The organism is Enterococcus sp. DIV2384, assembly GCF_050534975.1.
Lineage (GTDB): Bacteria > Bacillota > Bacilli > Lactobacillales > Enterococcaceae > Enterococcus > Enterococcus faecalis.
In genome coordinates this window covers 436,971-460,859 of the sequence record NZ_CP172905.1, presented here as the reverse complement: position 1 = coordinate 460,859, position 23,889 = coordinate 436,971, and the positions used below count along the sequence as shown (strand labels likewise).

At 36.9% G+C, this 23,889-nt stretch carries 23 protein-coding genes; 7 read left to right on the top strand and 16 right to left on the bottom strand.

All coding sequences use genetic code 11. The annotated features are described in order from the left end of the window. Nucleotides 1-97: 97 nt before the first annotated feature. Nucleotides 98-394, top strand: a complete 297-nt coding sequence (locus IGK54_RS02290) for a hypothetical protein (protein ID WP_010717480.1) — start codon at nucleotides 98-100, stop codon at nucleotides 392-394. Nucleotides 395-581: 187 nt separating this feature from the next. Next, nucleotides 582-1,322, top strand: a complete 741-nt coding sequence (locus tag IGK54_RS02285; protein WP_240185336.1) for a hypothetical protein — start codon at nucleotides 582-584, stop codon at nucleotides 1,320-1,322. Nucleotides 1,323-1,430: 108 nt separating this feature from the next. Here the strand turns inward: IGK54_RS02285 and IGK54_RS02280 are convergent, their stop codons facing one another. The 4 genes from IGK54_RS02280 to IGK54_RS02265 all read right to left on the bottom strand — a co-directional run bounded on the left by IGK54_RS02280 (nucleotide 1,431) and on the right by IGK54_RS02265 (nucleotide 6,987). Next, a complete protein-coding gene (locus tag IGK54_RS02280) occupies nucleotides 1,431-2,396 on the bottom strand; it encodes a tyrosine-type recombinase/integrase (protein WP_142957312.1) in 966 nt (321 codons plus the stop codon). Nucleotides 2,397-2,470: 74 nt separating this feature from the next. Continuing rightward, complete coding sequence (locus tag IGK54_RS02275) at nucleotides 2,471-4,045, bottom strand: peptide chain release factor 3 (protein WP_002355543.1); 1,575 nt, start codon at nucleotides 4,043-4,045, stop codon at nucleotides 2,471-2,473. A gap of 173 nt (nucleotides 4,046-4,218) precedes the next feature. Continuing rightward, nucleotides 4,219-5,598 carry a hemolysin family protein gene (locus IGK54_RS02270; RefSeq protein WP_002363168.1) on the bottom strand — a complete coding sequence of 460 codons (1,380 nt, stop codon included), beginning with the start codon at nucleotides 5,596-5,598 and terminating at the stop codon, nucleotides 4,219-4,221. A gap of 174 nt (nucleotides 5,599-5,772) precedes the next feature. After that, nucleotides 5,773-6,987: an AI-2E family transporter gene (locus IGK54_RS02265; RefSeq protein ID WP_172759295.1), complete on the bottom strand. Its 1,215-nt coding sequence runs from the start codon at nucleotides 6,985-6,987 to the stop codon at nucleotides 5,773-5,775. A gap of 75 nt (nucleotides 6,988-7,062) precedes the next feature. Between IGK54_RS02265 and IGK54_RS02260 the strand changes: the two genes are divergently transcribed. Then, complete coding sequence (locus tag IGK54_RS02260; protein ID WP_142957310.1) at nucleotides 7,063-7,494, top strand: GNAT family N-acetyltransferase; 432 nt, start codon at nucleotides 7,063-7,065, stop codon at nucleotides 7,492-7,494. Nucleotides 7,495-7,581: 87 nt separating this feature from the next. Here the strand turns inward: IGK54_RS02260 and bph are convergent, their stop codons facing one another. The 5 genes from bph to pfkB form a co-directional block, all read right to left on the bottom strand. Next, the gene (bph, locus tag IGK54_RS02255; RefSeq protein WP_002355538.1) at nucleotides 7,582-8,115 is read right to left on the bottom strand and encodes a biofilm phosphatase Bph; all 534 of its coding nucleotides are present in this window, start codon (nucleotides 8,113-8,115) and stop codon (nucleotides 7,582-7,584) included. Nucleotides 8,116-8,303: 188 nt separating this feature from the next. Then, nucleotides 8,304-9,281: a tagatose-bisphosphate aldolase gene (lacD, locus tag IGK54_RS02250; RefSeq protein ID WP_002364816.1), complete on the bottom strand. Its 978-nt coding sequence runs from the start codon at nucleotides 9,279-9,281 to the stop codon at nucleotides 8,304-8,306. Beyond that, nucleotides 9,278-9,739: a fructose PTS transporter subunit IIA gene (locus IGK54_RS02245; protein ID WP_002358680.1), complete on the bottom strand. Its 462-nt coding sequence runs from the start codon at nucleotides 9,737-9,739 to the stop codon at nucleotides 9,278-9,280. The genes lacD and IGK54_RS02245 overlap by 4 nt, the downstream gene beginning before the upstream one ends. Before the next feature lie 26 nt (nucleotides 9,740-9,765). Further along, a complete protein-coding gene (locus IGK54_RS02240; RefSeq protein WP_113848692.1) occupies nucleotides 9,766-11,184 on the bottom strand; it encodes a PTS fructose transporter subunit IIC in 1,419 nt (472 codons plus the stop codon). A gap of 4 nt (nucleotides 11,185-11,188) precedes the next feature. Then, the gene (pfkB, locus tag IGK54_RS02235; protein WP_002375928.1) at nucleotides 11,189-12,115 is read right to left on the bottom strand and encodes a 1-phosphofructokinase; all 927 of its coding nucleotides are present in this window, start codon (nucleotides 12,113-12,115) and stop codon (nucleotides 11,189-11,191) included. Nucleotides 12,116-12,293: 178 nt separating this feature from the next. On the opposite strand from pfkB, the gene IGK54_RS02230 reads away from it, so the two are divergent. Beyond that, nucleotides 12,294-13,040: a MurR/RpiR family transcriptional regulator gene (locus IGK54_RS02230; RefSeq protein ID WP_002363162.1), complete on the top strand. Its 747-nt coding sequence runs from the start codon at nucleotides 12,294-12,296 to the stop codon at nucleotides 13,038-13,040. A gap of 59 nt (nucleotides 13,041-13,099) precedes the next feature. On the opposite strand, the gene trmB is transcribed toward IGK54_RS02230, so the two are convergent. The 4 genes from trmB to IGK54_RS02210 all read right to left on the bottom strand — a co-directional run bounded on the left by trmB (nucleotide 13,100) and on the right by IGK54_RS02210 (nucleotide 16,675). Next, nucleotides 13,100-13,744, bottom strand: coding sequence for a tRNA (guanosine(46)-N7)-methyltransferase TrmB (gene trmB / locus IGK54_RS02225; RefSeq protein ID WP_002355532.1), 645 nt, complete (start codon nucleotides 13,742-13,744; stop codon nucleotides 13,100-13,102). A 72-nt stretch (nucleotides 13,745-13,816) separates the two neighbouring features. Beyond that, nucleotides 13,817-14,596, bottom strand: coding sequence for a phosphotransferase family protein (locus IGK54_RS02220; RefSeq protein WP_002355531.1), 780 nt, complete (start codon nucleotides 14,594-14,596; stop codon nucleotides 13,817-13,819). 128 nt (nucleotides 14,597-14,724) lie between these two features. Next, nucleotides 14,725-15,936: an ABC transporter permease gene (locus IGK54_RS02215; protein ID WP_010819754.1), complete on the bottom strand. Its 1,212-nt coding sequence runs from the start codon at nucleotides 15,934-15,936 to the stop codon at nucleotides 14,725-14,727. Nucleotide 15,937: 1 nt separating this feature from the next. Further along, entirely contained in the window at nucleotides 15,938-16,675 is a 738-nt protein-coding gene (locus IGK54_RS02210; protein ID WP_002363160.1) for an ABC transporter ATP-binding protein, read from the bottom strand. Between the two features lie 215 nt (nucleotides 16,676-16,890). On the opposite strand from IGK54_RS02210, the gene IGK54_RS02205 reads away from it, so the two are divergent. From IGK54_RS02205 to IGK54_RS02195, 3 genes are all read left to right on the top strand, one after another. After that, a complete protein-coding gene (locus IGK54_RS02205; protein WP_142957304.1) occupies nucleotides 16,891-17,316 on the top strand; it encodes an HIT family protein in 426 nt (141 codons plus the stop codon). Next, nucleotides 17,317-17,661 carry a YtxH domain-containing protein gene (locus tag IGK54_RS02200; RefSeq protein ID WP_002398135.1) on the top strand — a complete coding sequence of 115 codons (345 nt, stop codon included), beginning with the start codon at nucleotides 17,317-17,319 and terminating at the stop codon, nucleotides 17,659-17,661. A 163-nt stretch (nucleotides 17,662-17,824) separates the two neighbouring features. After that, on the top strand, nucleotides 17,825-18,853 hold the full coding sequence (locus IGK54_RS02195; RefSeq protein ID WP_113848691.1) for a peptidylprolyl isomerase: 1,029 nt from the start codon (nucleotides 17,825-17,827) through the stop codon (nucleotides 18,851-18,853). Nucleotides 18,854-18,892: 39 nt separating this feature from the next. On the opposite strand, the gene IGK54_RS02190 is transcribed toward IGK54_RS02195, so the two are convergent. From IGK54_RS02190 to IGK54_RS02180, 3 genes are read right to left on the bottom strand one after another with little or no spacing between them, the layout of a single operon-like run. After that, on the bottom strand, nucleotides 18,893-19,837 hold the full coding sequence (locus tag IGK54_RS02190) for a 3'-5' exoribonuclease YhaM family protein (protein ID WP_002355522.1): 945 nt from the start codon (nucleotides 19,835-19,837) through the stop codon (nucleotides 18,893-18,895). Further along, complete coding sequence (locus tag IGK54_RS02185; RefSeq protein WP_142957302.1) at nucleotides 19,834-22,545, bottom strand: ATP-binding protein; 2,712 nt, start codon at nucleotides 22,543-22,545, stop codon at nucleotides 19,834-19,836. Before IGK54_RS02185 ends, IGK54_RS02190 begins: the two co-directional genes overlap by 4 nt. Continuing rightward, nucleotides 22,542-23,777, bottom strand: coding sequence for a DNA repair exonuclease (locus tag IGK54_RS02180; RefSeq protein WP_142957300.1), 1,236 nt, complete (start codon nucleotides 23,775-23,777; stop codon nucleotides 22,542-22,544). Before IGK54_RS02180 ends, IGK54_RS02185 begins: the two co-directional genes overlap by 4 nt. Nucleotides 23,778-23,889: the final 112 nt, after the last annotated feature.

The following is a 23,889-nucleotide window of genomic DNA, read 5'->3' as shown; positions in this document are numbered from 1 at the left end:
TAGAAATAAACTATAAAGATTTTCTTATCTCGCACTTTTTCTTTTTTTAAGTTACTATTATACTAACAAAAAAACAAATAGAGAGTTGGAACATATAATGAATACTCACAAGATGCAATTTGGATGGATTATCGAAGCTCCTAAGTATTTGTCGATACTAACAAATCAAGATGGATTAGTTGCTATTGTTTCTGAATATACTACTTTTGGCGACAATCAATCATTATTAATTACGTTGTCAGAAACATCTGCTAAAGTGGCAGTAACTCCTCATTATATTTCTTCTTTAACGATTTCAACAGATAAAAAGATTAAAATAGCTACCTCGCCATTCTATGAACAACAAATAGTTGAAATTGAAAAAATGAATTCTGATGGTCAAATTATAGATTAATACTTCTCAAATCTTATTGACTATTAAAAATCATATGAAATATCATAACTTATAATACTTACAGTTTACAGAAATTAAAAATTCTAAACTATAATTATCAATTCATATTCTCTCTTCTAAACATTTATTATATTATTGTTATAGCATAAGTATTTATAAAATATTAAGTTTAAGGAGTAATAGACCATTGAGCAAATTATATTCCAATCACTCTCATCTATCTAAAGTTTTGAAACATAGCACACTGCCTATACTGATAACTAAAGAATTCGATTTCTTTAGATGCGTTGAATTCAATCAAAATTTTTATGAAAAAACTGCCAGCGAGCTGTTTCATGGCAATCTAAGAGATAGTAACTCATCAAATAGATATTCTCAATTATTTCCAAATCAAAAATTATCTTATTGGTCGGACACACCAGATACTTCCCGTAAAGAAATTTTAAAACATGGTTCTAGTAAAAATATAGTTACATTCTGGGCTTATGATGATTTGACAAGCACTTTTCCAACATTAGAAAATGAAGAACCTCTAATTATTATTGATGGAATACGATTCGGTTTTGAGGATATTTTAGAAAAATGCGACAATAATATTCCATTATCTAGTGAAGATAATATCTTGATAACCAAAATAAATCATGCAAAACCAGATTGTATAGCGTATAAGTCTATGGTAACTGGAACAACTAATTTCTTATTCTTTGAAAAAGGATTTAATAAGTTAGCTATTAAAGAAGTCAGACTTAAAATGGGGGAATTAAAAAGCAATGATTTAAATAGAATTATATGTGCGGCTACATCTGACTACTTACCTATTTTAGAAAGTTATGGAGAATGTTTCACCCCTATAGCACAAACTAAAATGAATGAAAATTATCTTAAATCCGCAGAGTACAAATCTCGTTCAAAAATTTATAATCACTAACTCTAATATTATAGACACAAAGGTTTAAAATTCATTAAACCCCGTTAGGAAATCCTAACTGGGTTTATTAAATAATTTTGTACTTTAAAGAAACGTTAAATAACTTAATCACCTCAAATTCATCAAAGTACTCGTTTTAATAGACTTCTCTATAAAATCTTCACTACTTAACGTCTGAACATATCTTTGAGTCATTTCAATTGAACTATGCCCCATATTTAAACTTAACGTATAAATATCTAATCCGTTCCGTAATTGCATACTTGCATAAGTATGTCTTAACGTATGACCTGAAAAACGGACACAATCTCTTATATCAATTTGCTTCTTTATTTCTTGCATAATCTGCCAAATACTTTTTTCATTCAATTTTTTACCTAGATTACTGATAATAAAAGGATTCCCTTCTAACGAGCCATATTTTCTTTTCTTAATTCGATAATATTTTATTATTTCTTTTTTGAGAATTGGACTGACAGCGACGGCTCTATCCTTATTATTTTTTGATTTTCTAATAATGATTTGATTATTCATAATGTCTTCATCTCGTATCTCGCAAACTTCGCTAATCCTCAACCCACATTCAATCATCAACATCAATATCACAACATTTCTTTGTGCTATATGTTTGTATGGGTGTTTTTTAGCAACTGTCAGCATTTGTTTAATTTCACAGTCATTCAAAGGATAGATTACTTTTCTTTGTTCTTTTAATCTTTCAATATCAACAAACGGATTATACTCAATATATTTTTCAATTAACATATAGTCAAATAACTTCTTTAATCTGCTAACACTGACATTGATTGTCGATGCTTGCATTTCTTTTTCTTGCATATCTATTATCCAGCTTTTTATATGTTTCTTTTCAAGCTGTGACGGTTTAACATTTATTGATTTGAAAAAATTTGCTGTGTTTCTTAATTTTGATTTATAATTTTTGATTGTTATTTTTGAAAAACCTCTCACTGTAATATCCATACAAAATTCTAAAATAATATCCTCCCAATTCATAGAAAAAAGTCCCTTCTTATCAAATTTTGATAAAAAAGGACTTCTTGCAAACCAACGCATCTTAGTAGATTTTTGCTAAAGATGCGAGCTTCAATCTTCTAAAGATTCAGCTACTGATTGATTACAAATTAATTTTACATCAAACTTTTCAGTTCAACATCTGGATATTTATCAGCAAACCAGCGTTCCGCAAATTGGTTTTCAAATAAGAACAATGGTTGGTCGAAGCGGTCCCGTGCCAAAATGTTTCGGCTAGAGCTCATGCGTTCATCTAAATCTTCTGGATTAATCCAGCGGGCAATTTTAGAACCCATTGGCGTCATTACCACTTCAGCATTGTATTCATTGGACATTCGGTATTGGAAAACTTCAAACTGCAATTGACCTACGGCGCCAATGATATATTCTTCTGTTAAATATGTTTTGTATAATTGAATGGCTCCTTCTTGAACCAGTTGGTAAATTCCTTTATGGAAAGATTTTTGTTTCATCACGTTTTTGGCAGTCACTTTCATGAATAATTCAGGGGTAAATGACGGCAACTCTTCGTATTGAACATTCATTTTCCCTTCATACAAAGTATCGCCAATTTGGTAATTTCCTGTGTCGTACACACCGATAATATCGCCTGCAACAGCTTCTGTGACGTTTTCACGGGCATCCGCCATAAATTGCGTCACGTTACTTAATTTGACTTTTTTGCCTGTTCTACCTAAAGTCACGTCCATGCCTCTTTCAAAAACACCTGAACAGATTCGAACAAAGGCAATTCGATCACGATGGGCTGGGTTCATATTCGCTTGAATTTTAAAGACAAAGCCTGAAAATTCTTTTTCGTAAGGACTTACTTCGCCACCCTCTTCTGTTTTATGCGCATGTGGCGCAGGCGCAAATTGTAAGAAGGTTTCTAAAAATGTTTGAACCCCAAAGTTTGTCAAAGCAGAACCGAAGAAGACTGGCGTTTGATCACCACGAGCGATTTTTTCCTCGCTAAATTCATCGCCTGCTTCTACCAATAACTCAACATCTTCCAACACTTGTTGATAAACGCTGTTATTGTGCAATGGTAAATCGCTTGGGATATCGCCATCTTTTAAAGGAATAAAACGCTCCCCGCCATTATTTTCTGGACGATATAATTCCACACGTTCATTATAAATATCGTATAGACCTTCTAGGCCTTTTCCCATACCAATTGGCCAGTTCATTGGATAAGATTCAATATCCAATAGTTCTTCCAATTCTTCTAAAAGTTCCAATGGTTCCCGTCCGTCACGGTCCAATTTGTTAATAAAAGTAAAAATTGGAATACCACGTTTTTTAACAACTTGGAAAAGTTTTTTCGTTTGTGCTTCAATCCCTTTGGCACTATCAATAACCATCACAGCACTATCCACGGCCATTAAGGTCCGATACGTATCCTCTGAGAAATCCTCATGCCCTGGGGTGTCCAAGATATTAATCCGTTTGTCTTGATAGTCAAATTGCATCACAGAACTCGTTACCGAAATTCCCCGTTGTTTTTCAATTTCCATCCAGTCAGATTTGGCAAAGTTCCCTGTTTTTTTCCCTTTGACGGTTCCAGCTTGGCGGATGGCGCCCCCAAATAATAATAATTGTTCAGTAATCGTTGTTTTCCCAGCATCCGGATGGGAAATAATCGCAAACGTACGGCGACTATCGACTGCTTCTTTTTGATTGATCGTCATAAAAATCTCCTTATCACTTGTGATGTTTATTTATTTATTTTCTTCAGCATAATTTTTGATTAACCTTTGCTAGTATATCATGTCAAGCCTTGAGAATAAAGAGCTGCTGTTGGCTGTTTTTTAAAAGGAAAACCTGTGACATTAGTCAAAACGACTGATGTCACAGGTTATTTTTAACGTCTTGGTTCGTCATCTTCCATTTCTTTACGGAAAAAACGACGATTTTCTTCTGGTTCTTCATCGACAGTTTCTTCATCGTAGAAATGAACGCGTAAGACTAGCAAACGTGTGCCTTCCATTTCTTCAGCAGTTAACTTAATATTGCCCACTTCAAAAGAAGGTTTTTCCCCTTCATCAGGAATGGTTCCTAATGCTGTAATTAAGTAACCTGCCATTGTATCAACATCGCTCATGTGTAAATCTGTTTCAAATACTTCATTAAATTCGTCAATTAACATGCGTCCTTGAACCAAATATTCATTGTCGGCCACTTGTGTATATAAATTTTCTACTTCATCTGTTTCATCGTCAATTTCACCAACGATCTCTTCTAGTAAATCTTCAAGTGTTGCTAAACCGACAACACCGCCATATTCATCTAGTAAAATCGCCATTTGGTTTTGTGTTCGTTTTAACTCATAAAGTAAATCATCAATAAAAATGGTTTCTGGGACAAATAATGGTTCTTGGATAATCGCGCCTAATTCAATGTTTTCAAAGCCTAAATTACGTGCAGCTTTTAGTAACGTTTTGGTATGTAAAATACCAACAATTTTATCTTTGTCTTCACTATAAACAGGAATCCGAGAATAATTTTCTCCTAAAATTAAATTGATGTTTTCTTGGACATCATCTTGGATATCAACCATGAATGCGTCTGTCCGAGGAACCATTACTTCTCGTGCCACTTTTGTATCTAATGAAAAGACACCTTGTAACATTTCTAGTTCTTCGTTTTCCAAAACACCTTCTGTTTCAAGCATATAGCGCATTTCATCTCGTGTCATCTTCGAATCAGCATCATCGAAAGTCATTGGTGTGATTTTGGATAATAAATCGGTCGAAGCCGATAGCAACCAAACGAAGGGACGCGCGATAACTCCTAAAAAGCGGACTGCACCAGAAGTCAATTGAGCGACTTCTTCTGATTTATTCATAGCAATTCGTTTAGGGTATAATTCACCAAATACAATAGAAACGTACGTTAACAATGCTAAGATAATGATACTGGCAAGACTCTTAGCTGCGGCGCCGCCACCTAATACAGGGGCCAAACGACTAGATAAAGTCTCTGCTAATGAAGCACCAGATAGGATATTAACCAAAGTAATCCCTACTTGGATTGTGGATAAAAAGTTATTGGGGTCTTGCAATACCTTAAGCAATTTTTGAGCTTTTGCGTCGCCGTCTTCCGCTTTTTGTTCCACACGATTCTTGTTAACAGATACGACTGCAATTTCCGCCGCTGCCAAAAAGGCATTGATAAACGTCAACACGACTAATAATAGAAGTTGCGCAATTAGCGACTGACTCTCAGGGTCAGCATTATTCATAATGTTCTCTCTCTCCTTAATTGTTGATAATTCCGAGGCTGTACTTTCGTACTCTTTTAACGTTCTTCCTCTTTTTATGGTTAGGCTTAGAAACAGACACAATCAGTATTATGACAGGTTATTTTCTATCCTAATCCATAAAATCATAGCACGAAAGATTAGCGGATTCAATCATTAACCGTTATTTTCTTTCGTATTTGTTTCATTCCCTAAAAGAACGGCATTGGTAACTTTTTCACTACGACCCGCTTTGACCATATCAATAACATAGTAGATAATGGTCCGGCAGATTGCGTAAAATGGGACACCGAGGAAAATACCTAGCAAACCTGCTAAATTTCCTGCTACCAATAAAATTAAAATAATCGTTAATGGATGGATTTTTAGAGATTTTCCGATAACGTTTGGATAAATAATATTTCCGTCCAATTGTTGAACCACTAGCACCACTAAACAACATAAGGCTGCTTTGACGGGTTCATTAAAGATGGTCACTAAGACAGCAGGCGCTAATCCTAGATAAGGTCCTAGATAGGGAATCAAATTCGTAAAGCCGGCAATGACACCAAATAAAAAGGCATAACGAACGCCAAGCAATGAATACCCAATAATCGTAAATGTACCGACAAATAAACATTCAATCGCTTGTCCACTAATATAACTGGATAAGGTTTGGTTCAATTGTCCTAAAAGATCCACAATATCATCTTTTCTTTTCTCAGGTAAAAAGCGTTGGATCGCTGGTACTAGCTTATCTCCATCTTTTAACATATAAAATAAAATAAATGGCGCAGTGACCAAAACAATGGTGGTTGACGCCACCGTTGATACGATTGAACCTAAGCTACTTGATAAACTACTTAAAAATTGTTGGATAATATTTGCATAAGAAATATCCATTTTTTCAATATAGCTTGTTAAATCAATTTGTTTAAAAATAGGTAACTCCGCAATCTCATAAATCCAGGTCTCCACTTGTTTAAAGAAATCCGGCATACTTGATGCTAAACTAGCTAGCTGATCTGCCAACTTAGGGATAATTGTTAATAAGATCAGAACTAATGCGATGATTAGTAATAAAAATACCAGTAAGACGGCATAAATTCGTTTCATTTTCGTCTTCATTAGTAGATTGACCACAGGATTTAGTAAATAATACAAAAAGCCTGCTACTAAGACTGGGGCAAACAACGTTGAAAAGAATGTCCCAATCGGTGCAAATAAGAAATTAATTTTCGAAGCAATAAATAATAGCATGGCCACGACAAGTAATTCAACTGACCAGAAAAATAATTTCGATTCTTTAAATCGATTAATCACATCGGCTCCTCCTTTATTTTTATTCAATTGTTGCTGTTTTATTTTATCACACCTTCCCCCCTCAGTCATTGAGAATACTTCATTGCTAGAACTTTTTCGTGGTATAATAAAATAGAAACAGATTCTGAACTTGGGGGTTTTTCTATGCATGTAGCTCAAACAAAAGATACCATGAGTGATCTTTATTTAGATGCTGTCCGGCTTCGTCAACGCGTATTCGTAGCGGAACAAGGGGTACCAGAAGAGATGGAAATCGATGAATATGAAGCACGTTGTATTCACTTTGTTTTGTACACGAACCATGTAGCTGTCGCAACTTGTCGCTTGCTTCCACTAGAAAATGGCGTTATGAAATTACAACGAATGGCCGTTGAAAAAGCTTACCGTGGCGCCGACTATGGACGAGTGATTATGGAAGCGGCGGAAACTTTTGCCAAAGAACAAGGCTACCACAAGATTACTCTAGGAGCACAAGTCACCGCTGTAGGCTTCTATGAACGTTTAGGTTATCAAAAAACAGGCGCACCTTTTATGGATGCTGGCATTGAACACTACGAAATGAATAAAGAACTATAACACCAATTAAATCGGAAAATTTAGAGCTTGGAGCATTAGCCATTTTGGCTAATGCTCCAAGCTCCTTTTGTGGGCTGTTTACATCGGCTATTTTTTTGATAGCTGTTGATAACGTTGATACCAGATATCTACATACTCGGGCGAGAAGGGGCCTTTTTCGTTATTAATCCAATCCACTAAAGTCTTGACATTTTCTTTTAAAATGAAGTCAATATCTTCTGGATAATCCATTAGTTTGCTATGAAATTCATATTCATCAACGTCTAGTAAACGTTTTTCACCATCTGGAAAAACCTTGATATCTAAATCATAATCAATATACTTCAACGCTTCGTCATCTAAAACATATGGCGAAGCTAGATTGCAGTAATACGAAACCCCCTTTTCTCTAATCATTGCTATTATATTGAACCAATATTTCTTGTGAAAATAAACAATGGCTGGTTCACGAGTCACCCACCGACGTCCGTCGGATTCCGTTACTAACGTGTGATCGTTCACACCAATTAAAGAATACTCGCTCGTTTTTAGTACCATCGTATCACGCCACGTTCGATGTAAATGTCCGTCATGTTTATAACTCTGAATGGTTACAAACTCGCCTTCTTTAGGAATTCCCATAATACCCCAACTTTCCCCAAATAAAGTAAAGCACTGTTACTTTTTGGGTGTTCATACATCGATATCAAAATAATTATATCATATCTTTTGAGTTTGCGTACATTGAGTTCACTTAAAGAAGACGATTTCTGAAAAAATTTAATTCAGATGACCAAATAGTTTAAATTCAGTATATATTTTCAGCTTAATTACTGGATTTTTTCAAAGACTGATACTGCGCTCTCTCTTAAAACCTGATTCAATTCTTCAACATTTGTTTTACCAGTTGTTTCAAGCCACGCAACGGCTGCTTCAGAACCTTGTTGAACAAATGGAAGCACGCCGTCTGCCCAAGTTGCGCGACCACATAAGACTCCATTAAACGAGGAACCTGCTTTTTTTGCAAATTTCAATGTTTCCTGAAACATCGTAGCACTAACCCCTGCACTCAAGAAAATAAATGGAAGTTGTGTTGCTTCACTTTGCATGTTGAAAAAGGCCTGTGCTTCATCTTGGCTATAAAGACTTTCAGTGCCAAAACCTTCTACAAAATTCATGTTCACAGGGACTTCTACTTTTAAAACATCAACATTATAGCGATCCTTTGAAAATTCTTTCATCGCTTCAATTACTTTGTGCGGTTTTACTTTAGCGTATTCTTTTGAAGCACTATCCGAATTGTTTGCATCATAAGAGACAATTTCTAAAAAGAATGGAATTTCTTCGGCTAAACACTCTGAACCAATCCGTTCTATATAAGCTTTCTTTCGTTCATTGATTGCTTCACTTTCGTCAACATCGTAATAAAGTAAAAATTTACACGCGTCTGCGCCCGCTTCTTTTAAACGCTTAACCGACCAAACATCAAGACTATCGGGTAACCGTCCTGGTGTCGAAGCATCGTAGCCCGTTTTTTCATACGCAAGTAACAAACCTGAAGTCTGTGCTCGATTTTCAGCAGCAGCTAGGCCATATTCTGGATCCAACAAAATTGCTGAAGTCTCTGGTGTTAAGCAACGAGATACTAATACTTTAAAGTCACTGATTTCTTGCGCAGTCACCTCTTTGTATTTTCCCATCATGCGTTTTAAGGCCCCACGTTGATCAATGGCTAGTGCTCCAATAATCCCTTGATCATCTACCAGATTTTCTAAATGTTTACGTTTTTGTTCACTAATTTTTTTCATTCTGTTCCCTCTCCTAATTGATTATTTAGTAACGTAGCAATTTCAGCTGGCGAACTTGCTTGTTTCAGTCCAGAAGTAACTTCTTCTCTTAATAAGAGGCGCGCAACAGAAGAGAGTAATTTCAAATGTGTCGTGCCAGCTTCGGCATCTGGAATAAACAGCGCAATCACAAACTCCGTTAATTGGTTGTCAAGACTCTGCCACTCAACACCTTGGTCCAAGGTAACGATGATAATGGCCGCTTGTTGAATCGTTGCTGCTTTTGCATGAGGTATCGCAAATCCATTCATCATCCCCGTTGTTCCTTCTTGTTCTCGCTCGTTCAGTTTATCGAAAACTTCCTGTGCGTCCTGAGCAACTTCCAATTCTGTTGATTTTTTTGCTAAAAAGTGAAAAACATCCTCTTGCGTTTGTAACTGTTGATTTAAAAAAATATGATTTTCTTTAATAAAAGCCATTCCATCCACTCCTAATTCCTGTTATTTCATTTTTTTGATAACGATTGCTCTTGTTTGGCGATTCTACTTTTTTGTACAAAACCTAGCAATAAACCGCCTACCAATGAACCAGCTAAAATTGCCAGAACCCATTGAACAGCGTGAGTAACAACTGGTAAAACAAGAAATCCTCCATGAGGTGCTGGCACTTGTACCCCAAACATATACGTTAGGACTGCCGCAATTGAAGATCCGAGCATCATAATTGGTAAAACCTTCAATGGGTCTTTTGCCGCAAACGGAATAGCGCCTTCTGTAATATGTGTGGAGCCTAAAATAAAGTTCACTAGCCCCGCATTGCGTTCATTTGTGTCAAAGTATTTTCCAAAGAATAATGTAGCAAAGCCTGTAATTAAAGGTGGCGCTATGCAGGCAGCAGAAACTCCTGCCATAAAAGAAGTATTTCCTTGAGCTAAGAGTGCCGTCCCAGTAACATAGGCCGCTTTATTAACTGGACCTCCCATATCAAAGGCACACATACAACCCACAATTATTCCTAAAACCAACGGACTGGAGTTTTGGAAACTAGCTAAAAAGCTCATCATTCCTTCGTTAACAGCTTTCATCGGATCTGCTAGTAAAGACATAGTGATACCAATAACTGCAACGCCAATGACTGGATAAAGGAAAATTGCTTTTAAACCATCTAATGATTTAGGCAAACCTTTAAATACTCTTTGTAATAAAAGAATGAAATACCCAGCAAGAAAACCAGATAATATCCCTCCTAAAAAGCCAGTGCCACCAGTGTTAGCAATCAAACCACCGACAAAGCCCACAACCAAACCAGGTCGTTTGGCAATCCCCTCTGCGATATACGCAGATAAGATTGGCACCATCATGCCCATTGAGGCATCACCAATACTTTTTAACATAGCAGCGGTAGCATTATACTGACTACTTTCTGGATCAAATGAATAAATGCCCCAAATAGCAAAAGAAAGAGCAATTAAAACGCCGCCTGCTACTACAAACGGCAACATGTGAGAGACGCCATTCATTAAGTTTTTATAAATACTATGTCCAACATTTCCTGAAGAAATCTGTGTTTCCTGTTCAAGTTCATCCACTGCTTGGTTTTCGGCCGCAATCGATCCTTTGCCTGCGAGCACTTCTTCAATTAAGCGATCTGCTTCTTTAATACCAACGCTGACAGGGACATCAATGATTCGTTTCCCAGCAAAACGTTCTGCTTGAACGTCTTTGTCGGCGGCAATAATGACTGCCTCCGCTCCTTGGATTTCTGCAGGTGTTAACTCGTTTTCTATACCAATCTGACCATGTGTTTCAACCTTAATCGTAATACCTTTACGTTTCGCCGCTTGTTCCAATGCCTCCTGTGCCATATACGTGTGCGCTATTCCCGTCGGACAACCTGTAGCAGCTATTAATTGATACGTAGCCATCTGTTTATTCCTCCTCTTGAATCTTTATTTGTTGCTCTAACTCCTGAACATCTGAAAAATCTGTCAATCCTTTGCGAAATGCTGTTGAACTACCTGCTGCAATACTTCTTTTTAAATTTTTTTCCAATGAAAGTCCTTGATGCCAGCCAGCTAAAAAGGTACCTAACATTGCATCCCCTGAACAAGCTGTATTCACAACCATTCCAGTTGGTGAATTACCTGAAAGAACCTTTTCATTATTTATAAATAAAGCCCCTTCACTACCTAAAGAAAGTAAAATATTTTTGGCTCCCCGCTTCAGTAATTCTTGTCCGTAAAAAATGTAATCGTCCTTAGTCTGCACTTCTGTATGAAACCACTCTTGAAGTTCTTCTTCATTTGGTTTCAATAAAAATGGTTGATAAGGCAAACAATCTAAAATTTCTTCATAACTACTGTCTAAGATTAAGAACACCTGCTTTTCAAAACAAATTCGGCTAATTTCAATCAAAATACTTGGCGAAACCCCTTGTGGTAAACTTCCTGATACGCACAAATAATCCCCTTTACGTAACTCTGAAATTTTTTTCAAAAAACGTTGTACATGTTCTTCAGATAATTTTGGTCCTTTATTGACTAATTTGTATTCCTTTTGATCTTGGGTAACTTTTGTAAACACATTGATTCTCGTTGTGCCAGCGACTTCGATAAAATCAGTGGTTATCTCTTTTTCTTTTAAATAATCCTCGACATAGTTCCCAGTGAAACCAGCTTTGACTCCCAAAGCGGTATTATCAATCCCTAACATCTTTAAAATTAGGGAAACATTGACTCCTTTCCCGTTTGCTTGAATATCATCTTCCTTCGTGCGATTCACGACAAAAGGAACTAGCTCTTCTGTTTCGATAAATAAATCAATGGCTAAATTTAATGTACATGTATAAATAGTCACTGTAGTTCCTCCTTTCTCCTCTTTATTATGTCTCAAAATACCATGTAAAGGTTTTCATTCTTTCGCAAAAATATAGAAAACATTTACAATTTCATAATTTCTCTAGCTTTTTTATTTTTTTTCATTAAAAATAGGCTTATAAATGTTTTTTTAGTGAAAGAAAGAAGGGCTAGCCATTATGGAACAAAAATTGAGTGAGTCAGAGCAATATCTCTGGCATTTTATCGAAACACATATTTTAGAAATCCCTGATTATTCCATTGTAAAATTAAGCGAACGAGCCAACGTATCAACTGCGACGATTGTAAGAACCATGAAAAAGAAAGGCTATGAAGGTTTCACATCCTTCAAGCATCACTTGAAAGATAAAGAAAACCAAAATATAAATTTTTCAGCATTAGAAAAAGTAGACCGAGGAATTCGGACGGCCATTTTAAAGAATGAAGAAGAAGTAACTCGCACGATTAACATGATTGAAATTGGTAATATCGAAGATGCGATCCAAAAAATCAAAGCTTCTCGACGGATTATTATCTTTGCTAGAGGTTTTTCAGAATTAATTGCTCAGGAAATGATGGTTAAGTTTCAATTGGCTGGCAAATACTGTGAACTGCATACGGACCCAGAAATTATTAAAAATATTAGTAAAAAGTTATCAAAAAAAGATGTGGCTCTTTTTGTTTCCTTAAATGGAGAAACCCAAGAATTAGTTGTCGCTGGTAAAAACTGTTACGACTCAGAAATTGGGACTATCCTTTTAACTGCAAGCAAACACTCTAGTTTAATGAAATACATTGAAATTCCGTTCGTAGGCTTCAAATCAGAAGGCTCCTTTTTCCCCGATTATGAAGTGCGTTCACGGTTACCATTATCCATTCTGGCAAGAATTTTATTGGATGCCTATGCTTTAAGAACGACAACTTAAGCTTTCTTAAATAATAAAAAACAAGCATTCCTTCACTTAAAATAAAGGAATGCTTGTTTTTATTTTGCAACAAAACGTGCTTCTACTCGATAAATTCGTTGACCACGACTAGAAAATTTTTCTTCGTATTCTGTCATAATGTTGCCTTCAAACTCGCTATTATGCAAATCTAGCCATACACGTTCAATAATCATGCCATATTTAGAAAAGCTACTTAATGAGTATTCGAAGAGCCCTTGATTATCCGTTTTAAAATGAATTTCTCCATTTGGTTTTAAGATAATTTCATCTGTCGCTAAAAAGTTTTTATACGTTAAACGACGTTTTTCATGTTTTTTCTTTGGCCAAGGATCTGAAAAATTTAAATAGATTAAATCTACTTCATTTTCAGCAAAATATTCTGTTAATGCTTCGCCGTCTACTCGCAATAACTGTAGATTAGGTAACGGCTCGGCCACTAGCTTATCTAATGCAATCGATAAAATACTTAATTGCATATCGATACCAATATAATTAATTTCAGGATGTGCTTTAGCCATTTCATAAATAAAACGACCTTTACCTGAACCAATTTCAATGTGGATGGGATGATTATTGCCAAAACGTTCTTGCCATTTTCCTTGCCATTTTTCAGGACCTTCTACCACATATTGTGGATATTTTGCCATATATTCTGCTGCTCCGGGTCTATTTCTTACACGCATATTTAAAATTCCTTTCTTTTAAAAACAGACTGGTGAAATTCGCCAGCCTGTGTGGATGTTAAATGAATTAGTTTAACTACTAAACATTCGTTTTAATTGTAAAATTTCTGCAGTCATTGCTCTTCTTTCGCCCTCTTGGTGATGACGAACAATCTCTTGTAAAAAGCTAAATAAACCATACCAATAAATTCGTTGAACTGTACTTTCATTCGGGATTAAACCATAAGATAGTAACCATTGATTCCAGCCGGAACGAGGGACATAATGACTCAAAATCATTCCTAAATCTACCGCTGGGTCCGCGACCATCACAGAATCCCAATCTACTAAATAGAGATAATTATTCGAGACTAACCAATTCCGATGATTCACATCGCCGTGGACAGCTACATAACTAGTCTCTGGATATTCTGGTAAATGATTATATAAATAAGTGATTACTTCTTTTAAATAACTGTTTCGTTTTAATTCTTTAGGTAGTTGACGCTTATACTCTTTCAACATTGTTAGCGGGGTACAAACTTCGCCACCAATTTTTTTCAACATGTCTTTCAGCAAATTGGAATGATGCAATTGGTATAACACGTCAATCACGTCATTGCGTTTGCCAATTTCGTCCGCATGTAATAAACGTCCTTCCAGCCATTCTTGGGCTGTTAGTACGTCGCCATTCGCTGTCCGCTTTGTCCAAATCATCTTCGGGGCTAACCCTTCTTTAGACAATGCTGCAAGAAGTGGAGAAGTGTTTCGTTTAATGAACACTTTCTCTGTTTCTTTTATTCCCATGTATGTTTGACCAGTTGCGCCCTTTATCGGCTGCAGACGCCAGTCTTTATCCAACTGAAATTCCATGGAAATTATCTCCTATCTCAACACAATTTTATTGCAATTTTTACAGCAATTACCATTTTAGTCGCCAAACCTTGCTTCGTCAAGCTTCTATGTGGTTCTTTTGTAAATTTTGCTGGGTTTTCTCATCTTTATAACTTATTCAAGCGCATTGGAACATACATTTTAGTGAAAATCACAACTTCTACAATTAAGGCACCCAGAATGATCAAGCTATTTTGCAAGCTGCCTAAACGAAGGCAGACAATCCCACCAAAAATAATGGCCGCAACAGATAATGCGCCGCTAATTAACCGGCGAATTGCTGCTTGTTTTTTTTCCATTGAAATTGGATATAGCTGTGTCATCACCATATAATCAAATTGCGTGTACATGGGAATCAACTGGAACCCGATTAAATAGACAAACAATAAAGCAACTACCAACGCAATCCAGAATTCTTGTAAAAAGAAAAGTAGCACACCACCAACCAAAATCAAACGAAACAATAAGCCGCTATATTCGCTACCTCGTAAAAAGCTCCGAATGAATAAGTAAGCATACGTGTTCTCAGATGTTTTTTTGACTACTCCGAGGAGAGGATCTAAGTATTTACGACGTTTTACTGTACTACTCACTTCAGGAATATCTGTAAACAGCTGAATGAATTTATAAATTCTATGCATTCTGTTTTGTTCTTTTTGGATCATTTTTTCCCAATCCAAGAAACTCTGTTTCATCTTATTTTGCCAAATACTCGATAAACCAACGGCCAGAATGATGCCACCAACCACACCAACCCAAGGCGTCCAGTAAATGGCTCCCGTCATAATCAAGAGACTACTGATCAACCAAACGAACCACCAACTACGGTAAGTGGTTGACGAAAGATGATAGAGCCCATAGCTTTGTAAACTAAGATGTGTATAAATCATACAAACTAGCATGACCAAAAATAAAAAGAAGGTTTGAAACGACCAACCCGTTGTAACTACAATCAACGGCATCAATAGGCCACTTCCTAGAAAGCTGACCACAATCGGTAAAAGTAAAGAGTAGCGCAGCGCTCGTTTCAGATAAGCAGCGAATTGTTTTTCTTTTGGTAATAAAAAAACCTTGTCTGGCTCTTCTGTCAAAGTAGCCAACTTACCAACTTGAATGAGTAGCAGCCAGCCCAACAGAATTAACGGTCTGCCCCAAACAAAATCACGAGGTAATTCTTTTAACAACTGGGAATAGTACAGACCTAATCCGCCTAATAAAAACATACAGACTAAAACAAAATGATCATTTAAAATATAGCGCAAGTACTTGGACATTTTTTTGAAATGCCGTGACAAACGTTGACTAAAAAATTCGCCCATGTTACCCCACCTTTTCTTCCTTCGTCAAGGCAAGATAAATATCATCTAAAGAAGACTCTGGTAAATTAAATTCTGCACGTAATTCAGCCATTGTACCGTTTGCCCGTAATTTTCCTTCGTGTAGCACCACAAAGCGATCACAATATTTTTCAGCTGTTGCTAAAATATGCGTGGACATTAAAATCGCTGCCCCTTGCTTACGCATCGTATCCATTAATTCTAATAAAGCATGAATTGCTAAAGGATCTAAGCCTAGAAAAGGTTCATCAATAATATATAAACTCGGTTCAATTAAGAATGCACAAAGTACCATGACTTTTTGTTTCATGCCTTTTGAAAAATTAGCAGGAAACCATTCCAATTTATTGTCTAAACGGAACGTTTTTAGTAATGGTTCTGCTCGTTTGAACGCTTCTTCTAATGGAATATCATAAGCCAAGGCCGTTACTTCGATATGCTCTTTCAATGTTAATTCTTCATATAAAGAAGGTGTTTCCGGAATATACCCGATTTTTTTACGATATTCTTCAGGGGCTTGTTGCAATGTTTCCCCGTCAATCATAATTTTGCCTTTTTGCGGCGTAAGTAACCCAATAATATTTTTGATGGTGGTACTTTTCCCCGCACCATTCAAGCCGATTAAACCAACCATTTCACCAGACTTGACGTCAAAATTAATATCTTTTAAGACAGGAATATGGCCGTAACCTCCTGTTAAATGTTCAATTGTTAAGCTCATTTCTTTTGCCTCCAACCTTTTCTCTCTACCATTATTAAACCCTAAGCGAACCAAGAATTCAAAAATTACTCCCTTAATTAAATGGATTTTTTTCTTTCTCTTATTATACACGAAATGAAACGAACTTTTTAGCGAACTCACGTACTTTTTCATCCACAGAGAAATCAACTTGTGGTAAAGTAAAGGAAAGAACCTAGAGAAAAGAGGAATTTTTCATGAATGCTTGTATTTTTTGTAAAATTATCAACGGCGAAATCCCAAGTTATAAAGTCTATGAAGACGAGAAAGTCTACGCGTTTTTAGACATCACACAAGTGACCAAAGGACATACCTTAATGATTCCAAAACAACACGTTGCTGATATTTTTGAATATAATGACCTTTTAGCAAGTGACGTCTTTGCTCGTATTCCTAAAGTAGCACGAGCATTAGAAAAAGCTTTTCCAGAAATGGAAGGATTAAACATTTTAAATAACAATAAGGAAGTGGCTTATCAATCCGTTTTCCATTCCCACGTTCATTTGATTCCCCGTTATTCAAAAGAAGATGATTTCTCTATTCATTTTGGCAACCATCAAGAGGACTATTCCGCCGAAGCGATGCAAGAAATTGCTGAGACCATTGCAAAGCAGGTGAACTAAATGAAAAAATTTATTAAAGGCCTCTTTTTTGGCGCAGCTGCCGGTACCATTGGCGGTTTGTTGGCTGCTCCAAGAAGCGGGAAAGAAACACGTCAGCATTTAATCAATGAGCTAGAGGACTATCGTTCACTGAAAAATCAAGTCACGAATGACTGGGATCAGGTGCAACGAAACTTGGGAGTTGTCGAAGAAAACGTTCCACTGGCAACTGAATTTTCAAAAGACCTGCAACAAGAAATCACTGATTTCAAATTCCAAGCGGAACCTCGGATTGCTCAAATTAAAGAACAAATTGCCAAAATTACAGCTGAATTACCTGACACACAAACCAACAAGCAAAAGTAAAGTCTTTGATGTTAATTATTTCTTTTGTTATTAAAAAAATAAAAAGTGTGACGTAAATACGAATTTTGTTTGAAACTATGCCTGAGACTCTTTCTTTTTCAAAATGAGGTATGGTATAGTTATAACAGAAATAAAACTAAAAAAAACAGGAGTGCATAAGAGAATGAAGAAAAAACTAATCTTAGCTGCAGCGGGCGCAATGGCCGTTTTTAGTTTAGCAGCGTGTTCAAGCGGTTCAAAAGATATCGCAACAATGAAAGGTTCAACAATTACTGTTGATGATTTTTATAACCAAATTAAAGAACAAAGCACTAGCCAACAAGCGTTTAGCCAAATGGTTATTTATAAAGTCTTTGAAGAAAAATATGGCGACAAAGTAACTGACAAAGCCATTCAAAAGAAATTTGATGACGCTAAAAAACAAGTGGAAGCGCAAGGCGGAAAATTCTCTGATGCACTAACACAAGCTGGTTTAACTGAAAAATCATTCAAGAAACAATTAAAACAAGCTGAAGCAATGCAAGTAGGTTTGAAAGATCATTTGAAAATTACAGATGAAGACTTAAAAACAGCTTGGGCAAGCTTCCATCCAGAAGTAGAAGCACAAATTATCCAAGTTGCTTCAGAAGATGATGCCAAAGCTGTCAAGAAAGAAATCACTGACGGCGGCGATTTCGCAAAAATTGCCAAAGACAAATCAACCGATGCTACAACGAAAAAAGACGGCGGTAAAATTAAATTTGATTCACAATCAACAACTGTTCCTGCCGAAGTTAAAGAAGCTGCCTTCAAACTAAAAGACGGCGAAGTATCAGAACCAATTGCTGCAACAAACGCACAAACGTACCAAACAACTTACTATGTAGTGAAAATGACGAAAAACAAAGCAAAAGGCAATGACATGAAACCTTATGAAAAAGAGATCAAGAAAATTGCTGAAGAGACAAAATTAGCCGATCAAACATTCCAAGCAAAAGTTATTAGTGACGAATTAAAAGCGGCCAATGTGAAAATTAAAGATGATGCCTTCAAGAACGCTTTAGCAGGCTACATGCAAACTGAATCTTCAAGCGCTTCTTCAGAGAAAAAAGAATCAAAATCAAGTGATTCTAAAACAAGTGATACCAAAACAAGCGACTCTGAAAAAGCAACAGATTCTTCAAGCAAAACAACAGAATCTTCTTCTAAATAAGCATAAAAAAGAGAGTGGTCGATTGACCACTCCCTTTTTTTATTTATCTTTTGGAACATAGAAACTGCGGTTATCTAAACCAAAGATTCGTTCCGTATACTCCCCAGGTTGTGTTTGACGAATGGCCCCTAGCATCATTTGAATGGACGCATCCATGGTATCAATTTGATGTAAGATTTCCGCTTCCATAATTCTTGGTCGCACAGGTGAGCCATATTCCAACAATCCATGGTGGGCTAAGACCATGTGCCGAAGAACGACAACGTCTTCTTCTCGATCATCAATTTTCAAAGCCAAACACGCCTTGGTAATTTCCTCATCCACCAAAACTAAATGACCAATTAAGTTCCCTGCCACCGTATATTCTGTCGTAATAGCACCAGATAATTCTAAAACTTTTCCTAAGTCATGTAAAATAATCCCCGCGTATAATAGTGACGTGTTAATTTCAGGATATTCCTTAGCAATTGCTTTGCCTAGGCGCAACATTGAGACAGTGTGGTAAGCTAAGCCATTCGCAAAAGCATGATGGTTCCGTTTAGCTGCAGGAAATTCATAAAATTCTTGTTGGTATTTCGTCATGAGATAGCGCACAATACGATTCCAATGAGCATTGGTAATTTCAAAAATCACTTGATTGATTTCCTCAACCATCTCTTCTTTTTTCAAAGGCGCTCGTTCCATATATAAACTTGGCTGGCTTGGTTCCTCTGCTGTCGCTAAACGCATGTGTAAAATTTTTACTTGGGGTTTATTTTGATAAACTTCTCGTTTCCCATTCAGTAAAACAACGTTTCCCGCAGTAAATCGTGTAATTTCATCCTCAGAGGCGTCCCAATATTTTCCGTCAATCGTGCCAGATGTGTCTTGAAAGGTAAAGGCAATAAACTTTTTCCCATTTTTAGCTACACGTACATCGGCATTTTTAATTAGAACAAATGATTCAAAAAGTTCTTCTACTGTTAATTCACGTAATTTTTTCACTTGACGCTTCCTCCTTCTAACGCAATTACTCTTTGTTGTAAGTCCTGATAATAGCTTACCATTTCTTGGTCAGAAGAAAAACAAATGACTTGCTGTTTTTGACCAAACTTAGTAAATAATTCAGCTAATTGGGCTTTTCTTTGATGATCATAGTGTAACCAGCCATCATCAATGATAATTGGACAAATCAGTTGCTCGCCTTGGACTGCTAAAAAGGCAAAACGAACAGCCATCATCAATTGATCTTTAGTGCCAGTTGATAATTCATGTAAATAAAACATTTCTTGTTCTTTCGTCACCGCAACTAGTTGACCTTCGGCTACTTTGATTGATTGATAACGCTGGCTTGTTAAAAGTGCAAAGTAGCTTGATGCATACTGTAATAAGCTGGGCAATTGTTGTTCCGAAAGCTCTGTTAATAGGTCCATTAACAGTTGCCCCGCCAGTTGATACCCAGACCAACGTTGAGCTAATTCTTTGATTTCCGCTTTTAAAATTGCTTGGCGTTGATACAACTCATCTAAGGTACCATCTGTCATTAATTGTTGTTTTTCATAAATCAGCGCTTGATACTGTTCTTGTATTTTATTTAACTGACTTTCTTCCAGTGCTTGTTGCTGCGCCAGTTGTAAAGAACGGGCTTTTAACGTTGCTTCTGTTATCGCTTCTGGAAACAGATTGCCTAATTGTGTCGCTAATTCTTGCCCACGACCAACTTGAGCTTGTTGAGTGGTCAGCTGTTGAATCCTCATTGGAACATCAGCGATTGATAGAATCCGATAACGAATTAGTAAAGGCTGAATTCGTGTTGATGCTTCTTGCTGTTTAGTTTTCAACTCTCGTAACTGCTGTTTGAGATAGCCATCTGCTTGATACTCTTGAGCAAAGCGAACTTTCTCCATTTCTTCAGCAAACCCTTCTAAAAAGTGTAACTTTTCGGAAAGGCTCTTTCCTTGCAAGGGTAAATGCGTCATCAATGGGAAGATTTGTTCTTCAAATACTTGGCGTTTTTGTTGATTTTCCTTCAATTGACTCATGAGTTCTTCATTTGTTTGAACAAGCAATAAATAGCGCGTAATCAATTCCCGCTGATTCATTAAAGTATCAATTTGTTGCATTTTTCCTAATTGATGGACTTGGGCTTGCTCCGCTACTGCTTGTTCAAGTTGTTCCACTTGCAGTTGTGCCTCACGTTCTTGATTCAGCGCCTGTTGGAACTGTTCATTTAAATAATCTAGTTGCGAAAGTTTCGTCTGCCATTCTTCTTTCACTTCATCAGAGGAAGCTTCTTTTCTAGTGGCGTAGCTAAGCACTTCTTTCGCGATAAAACTAACTCCCACGAGAACTAGGCCCCATTTTAAAGGGCTTGGCAAAAAGAAACCGAGTAATGCAAGGATACTTCCTAGCAATAACCAAAGTGGTTGACTTGTTTTCTGCGCTTTTTGGGCACGCGTCGCTTCACCAAAAAATGCGGCATGCGCTTTTTCAAAATCCGTTAACTGGTCTTCCAGATTTTCAATTTGAGAAGCCAAGAATGCTTTCTGTTCTTGTCCTTTTTGAAGAGCTTGCGTATACGCAACTTGTTGTTGACGCCACTTTTGAACGGTTTCGTTGTCATAAAAAAGCTGTGGTGGTCGTTCAGGCGACCATAACCATTCGTTCTCTAAAAGGACCATTTCTTGACGATTTTGATCAAAGGTTTGAGACATCCATTCCGATTCCGTCATCAATTGTTGCATATCATAGCGTTGATTCAACAATTGTTGAATTAATGATTCTTGTTCTAGGTAAAAAGCATAGCCTTCTGGAACATCGAGCGCTTCTGACTGAAGAGATAACTCTTTGGTCAAACGTTGTCGTTCTTTGTCTAGGTACATATATTCTTGAAAGGTTTCTTCTAATTGCACTTGGTCTTCTTTTACTAAAACAACGTTCTCTGTTTCTTCAGGCAGCGACTGCCATTCTTCGTACAAGGGAAAGTGACGTTGCTGTTCCGCAACCTGTAACAAGTCCTGTTGCGTTTCTTTTAATTGCTGTTGCAGTGTCACTCGCTGTTGTTCTGTTTCGCGAATCGTTTCTTCTAATTGTTGAAAAGTTTGTTGCTGCGCTTCTTTCTCTTGAATTTGCTCTTTTAGTTCTTGATAAGCCGCCAACTTCTGATTGAGTAATGGCTGCTGTCCTTTACCTTTAAAGATTTTTTGTGCTTCTTTAAAGTACACATTTCGGTAAGTCAAAAGTTGTTGACTACCAGAAACACCAATGGCTAACAAGGATGTTTGCAGTTCCTCTTCTGTTAACTTGTCACTCGTAATTAATTGTTCTTGTTGGAAAGTAAAAACCTCTTGAAATAACTTTTTCGTTAGCGGATGTAACATTTGCTGTAAGGTTTTTTCATCCCCCATTTGTTGTTGATAATAAATGATTGCTTGCCCTTTATTTTTTTCTTTAAAACGCTCGACTTGAACTTCTCCAAACACAGGATGTGCCAACCACAAACGACCACCATACGAACCACCATTTTTTGGTGCGTAATCGCGTTTTCTTTTGCCCTTTGTGGGAAAACCAAACAGCATTGCTTGAATGAATTGATACAATGTGGACTTGCCAACTTCATTTGCGCCGTACAGCAATTGATTACCAGATTCAAATGTAATTTTCTGTTGTTGCCATTTTCCAAAGCCCACAATCTCTACTGCAAGTAATTTCATAGTGGGTCCTCCTGAATAGTAAAGTCTTCATTAATTTGCTCATGTGCTAGGCGCAAGCTCTCTAATCGCCACTGCTCATCCATTGAAAAAATTCCAGCAAATTCTGGATAACGTAACAATTCCTTGGTGGTATCTTCAAAAATAACTGGATCTAAGTATGTTTTTTCTAATGCCGTTAACAAGTTAGGACTAGCGGCTAAATAGATCGGTTCTTTTGTTGGTTCCTCTGCTTGCAATAGTAGGCGATAAACAAAAAAATCACCTTGCGTTTTTTGTAAAAGCTGCTGCTGTAAGTAGCTTAATAGTTCACCATTGACAATGGCTTGCACCACGGTCACATCCAAATGTTGCGTTTCTTTCAGTGTCAACTCCATCAATTGCTGTTGCTGATGCGCATGCCACTTCGTCAGCAAACTGGTTTCAAGATAAGACAAAACGCTTTGGGTGTCACGGCATTGCGCCAGAGATATTTCTTCATTCGTCCAATCTATTTCTGCGACTTTTTCAAATTGAACAGTCGCTTGATTTTGGGAAAGTGTGACCACTGCAACCCCTTGTAAAGACTGTTCTTTTTTCGTGTGCCCTTGAGGTGTTCCAGGATAAACAATTAGCGGTTGTTCACTAACAATTTGCGGCTGATGAATGTGGCCCAATGCCCAATAATTATAGCCAGTGGCTTTTAAATCCTTCCATGTAAACGGAGCATAATTTTGTTGCGCTTTCCGACTGGTGTCTCCATGATAAATCCCAATATGAATATCAGATTCTGCTTGTTTGATAGGAAATTCTAGTGCTTTATTTTCATCAATCCAGGGATGCTCATAACTAAACCCTGAAACAGCCACTTGTTCGCCCGCTTTCGTTTCAAAATACAGTGTCTCAACCATTTCTTTTTCAAATAAAAAGACATTGTCCGGAAAAGAAAACCAATAGCGGTCTTTTTTATAGTAATCATGATTCCCAAATGTTAGAATCACAGGGATTTCTGCTTGTTTCAACTGTTCTAATGCGGCCATCAATTGGGCTTGCATTGAAATAGAGGTCTGACTTTGATGAAACGTATCTCCTGCAAAAATAACCAAGTCCACCGCTTCTCGAATGGCAACTGTTACGATATTCATTAACAATTGTTGATTAGCTTCTCTTAAGCGCTTCGCTAAGGCTGTCGGGATCCCAGTTAACCCTTCAAAAGACCGATCCATGTGTAAATCAGCTGTATGCAATAGTTTCATCGTTTCCCCTCCTTTTCTCCTCCCTTTATCATATCATTTTCTGCCAGCTTGGTCAGTAAAAACATACGAAAATTTGTTCGTTTTTTTATTTTCAGTAAAAGAAAAACTCTGA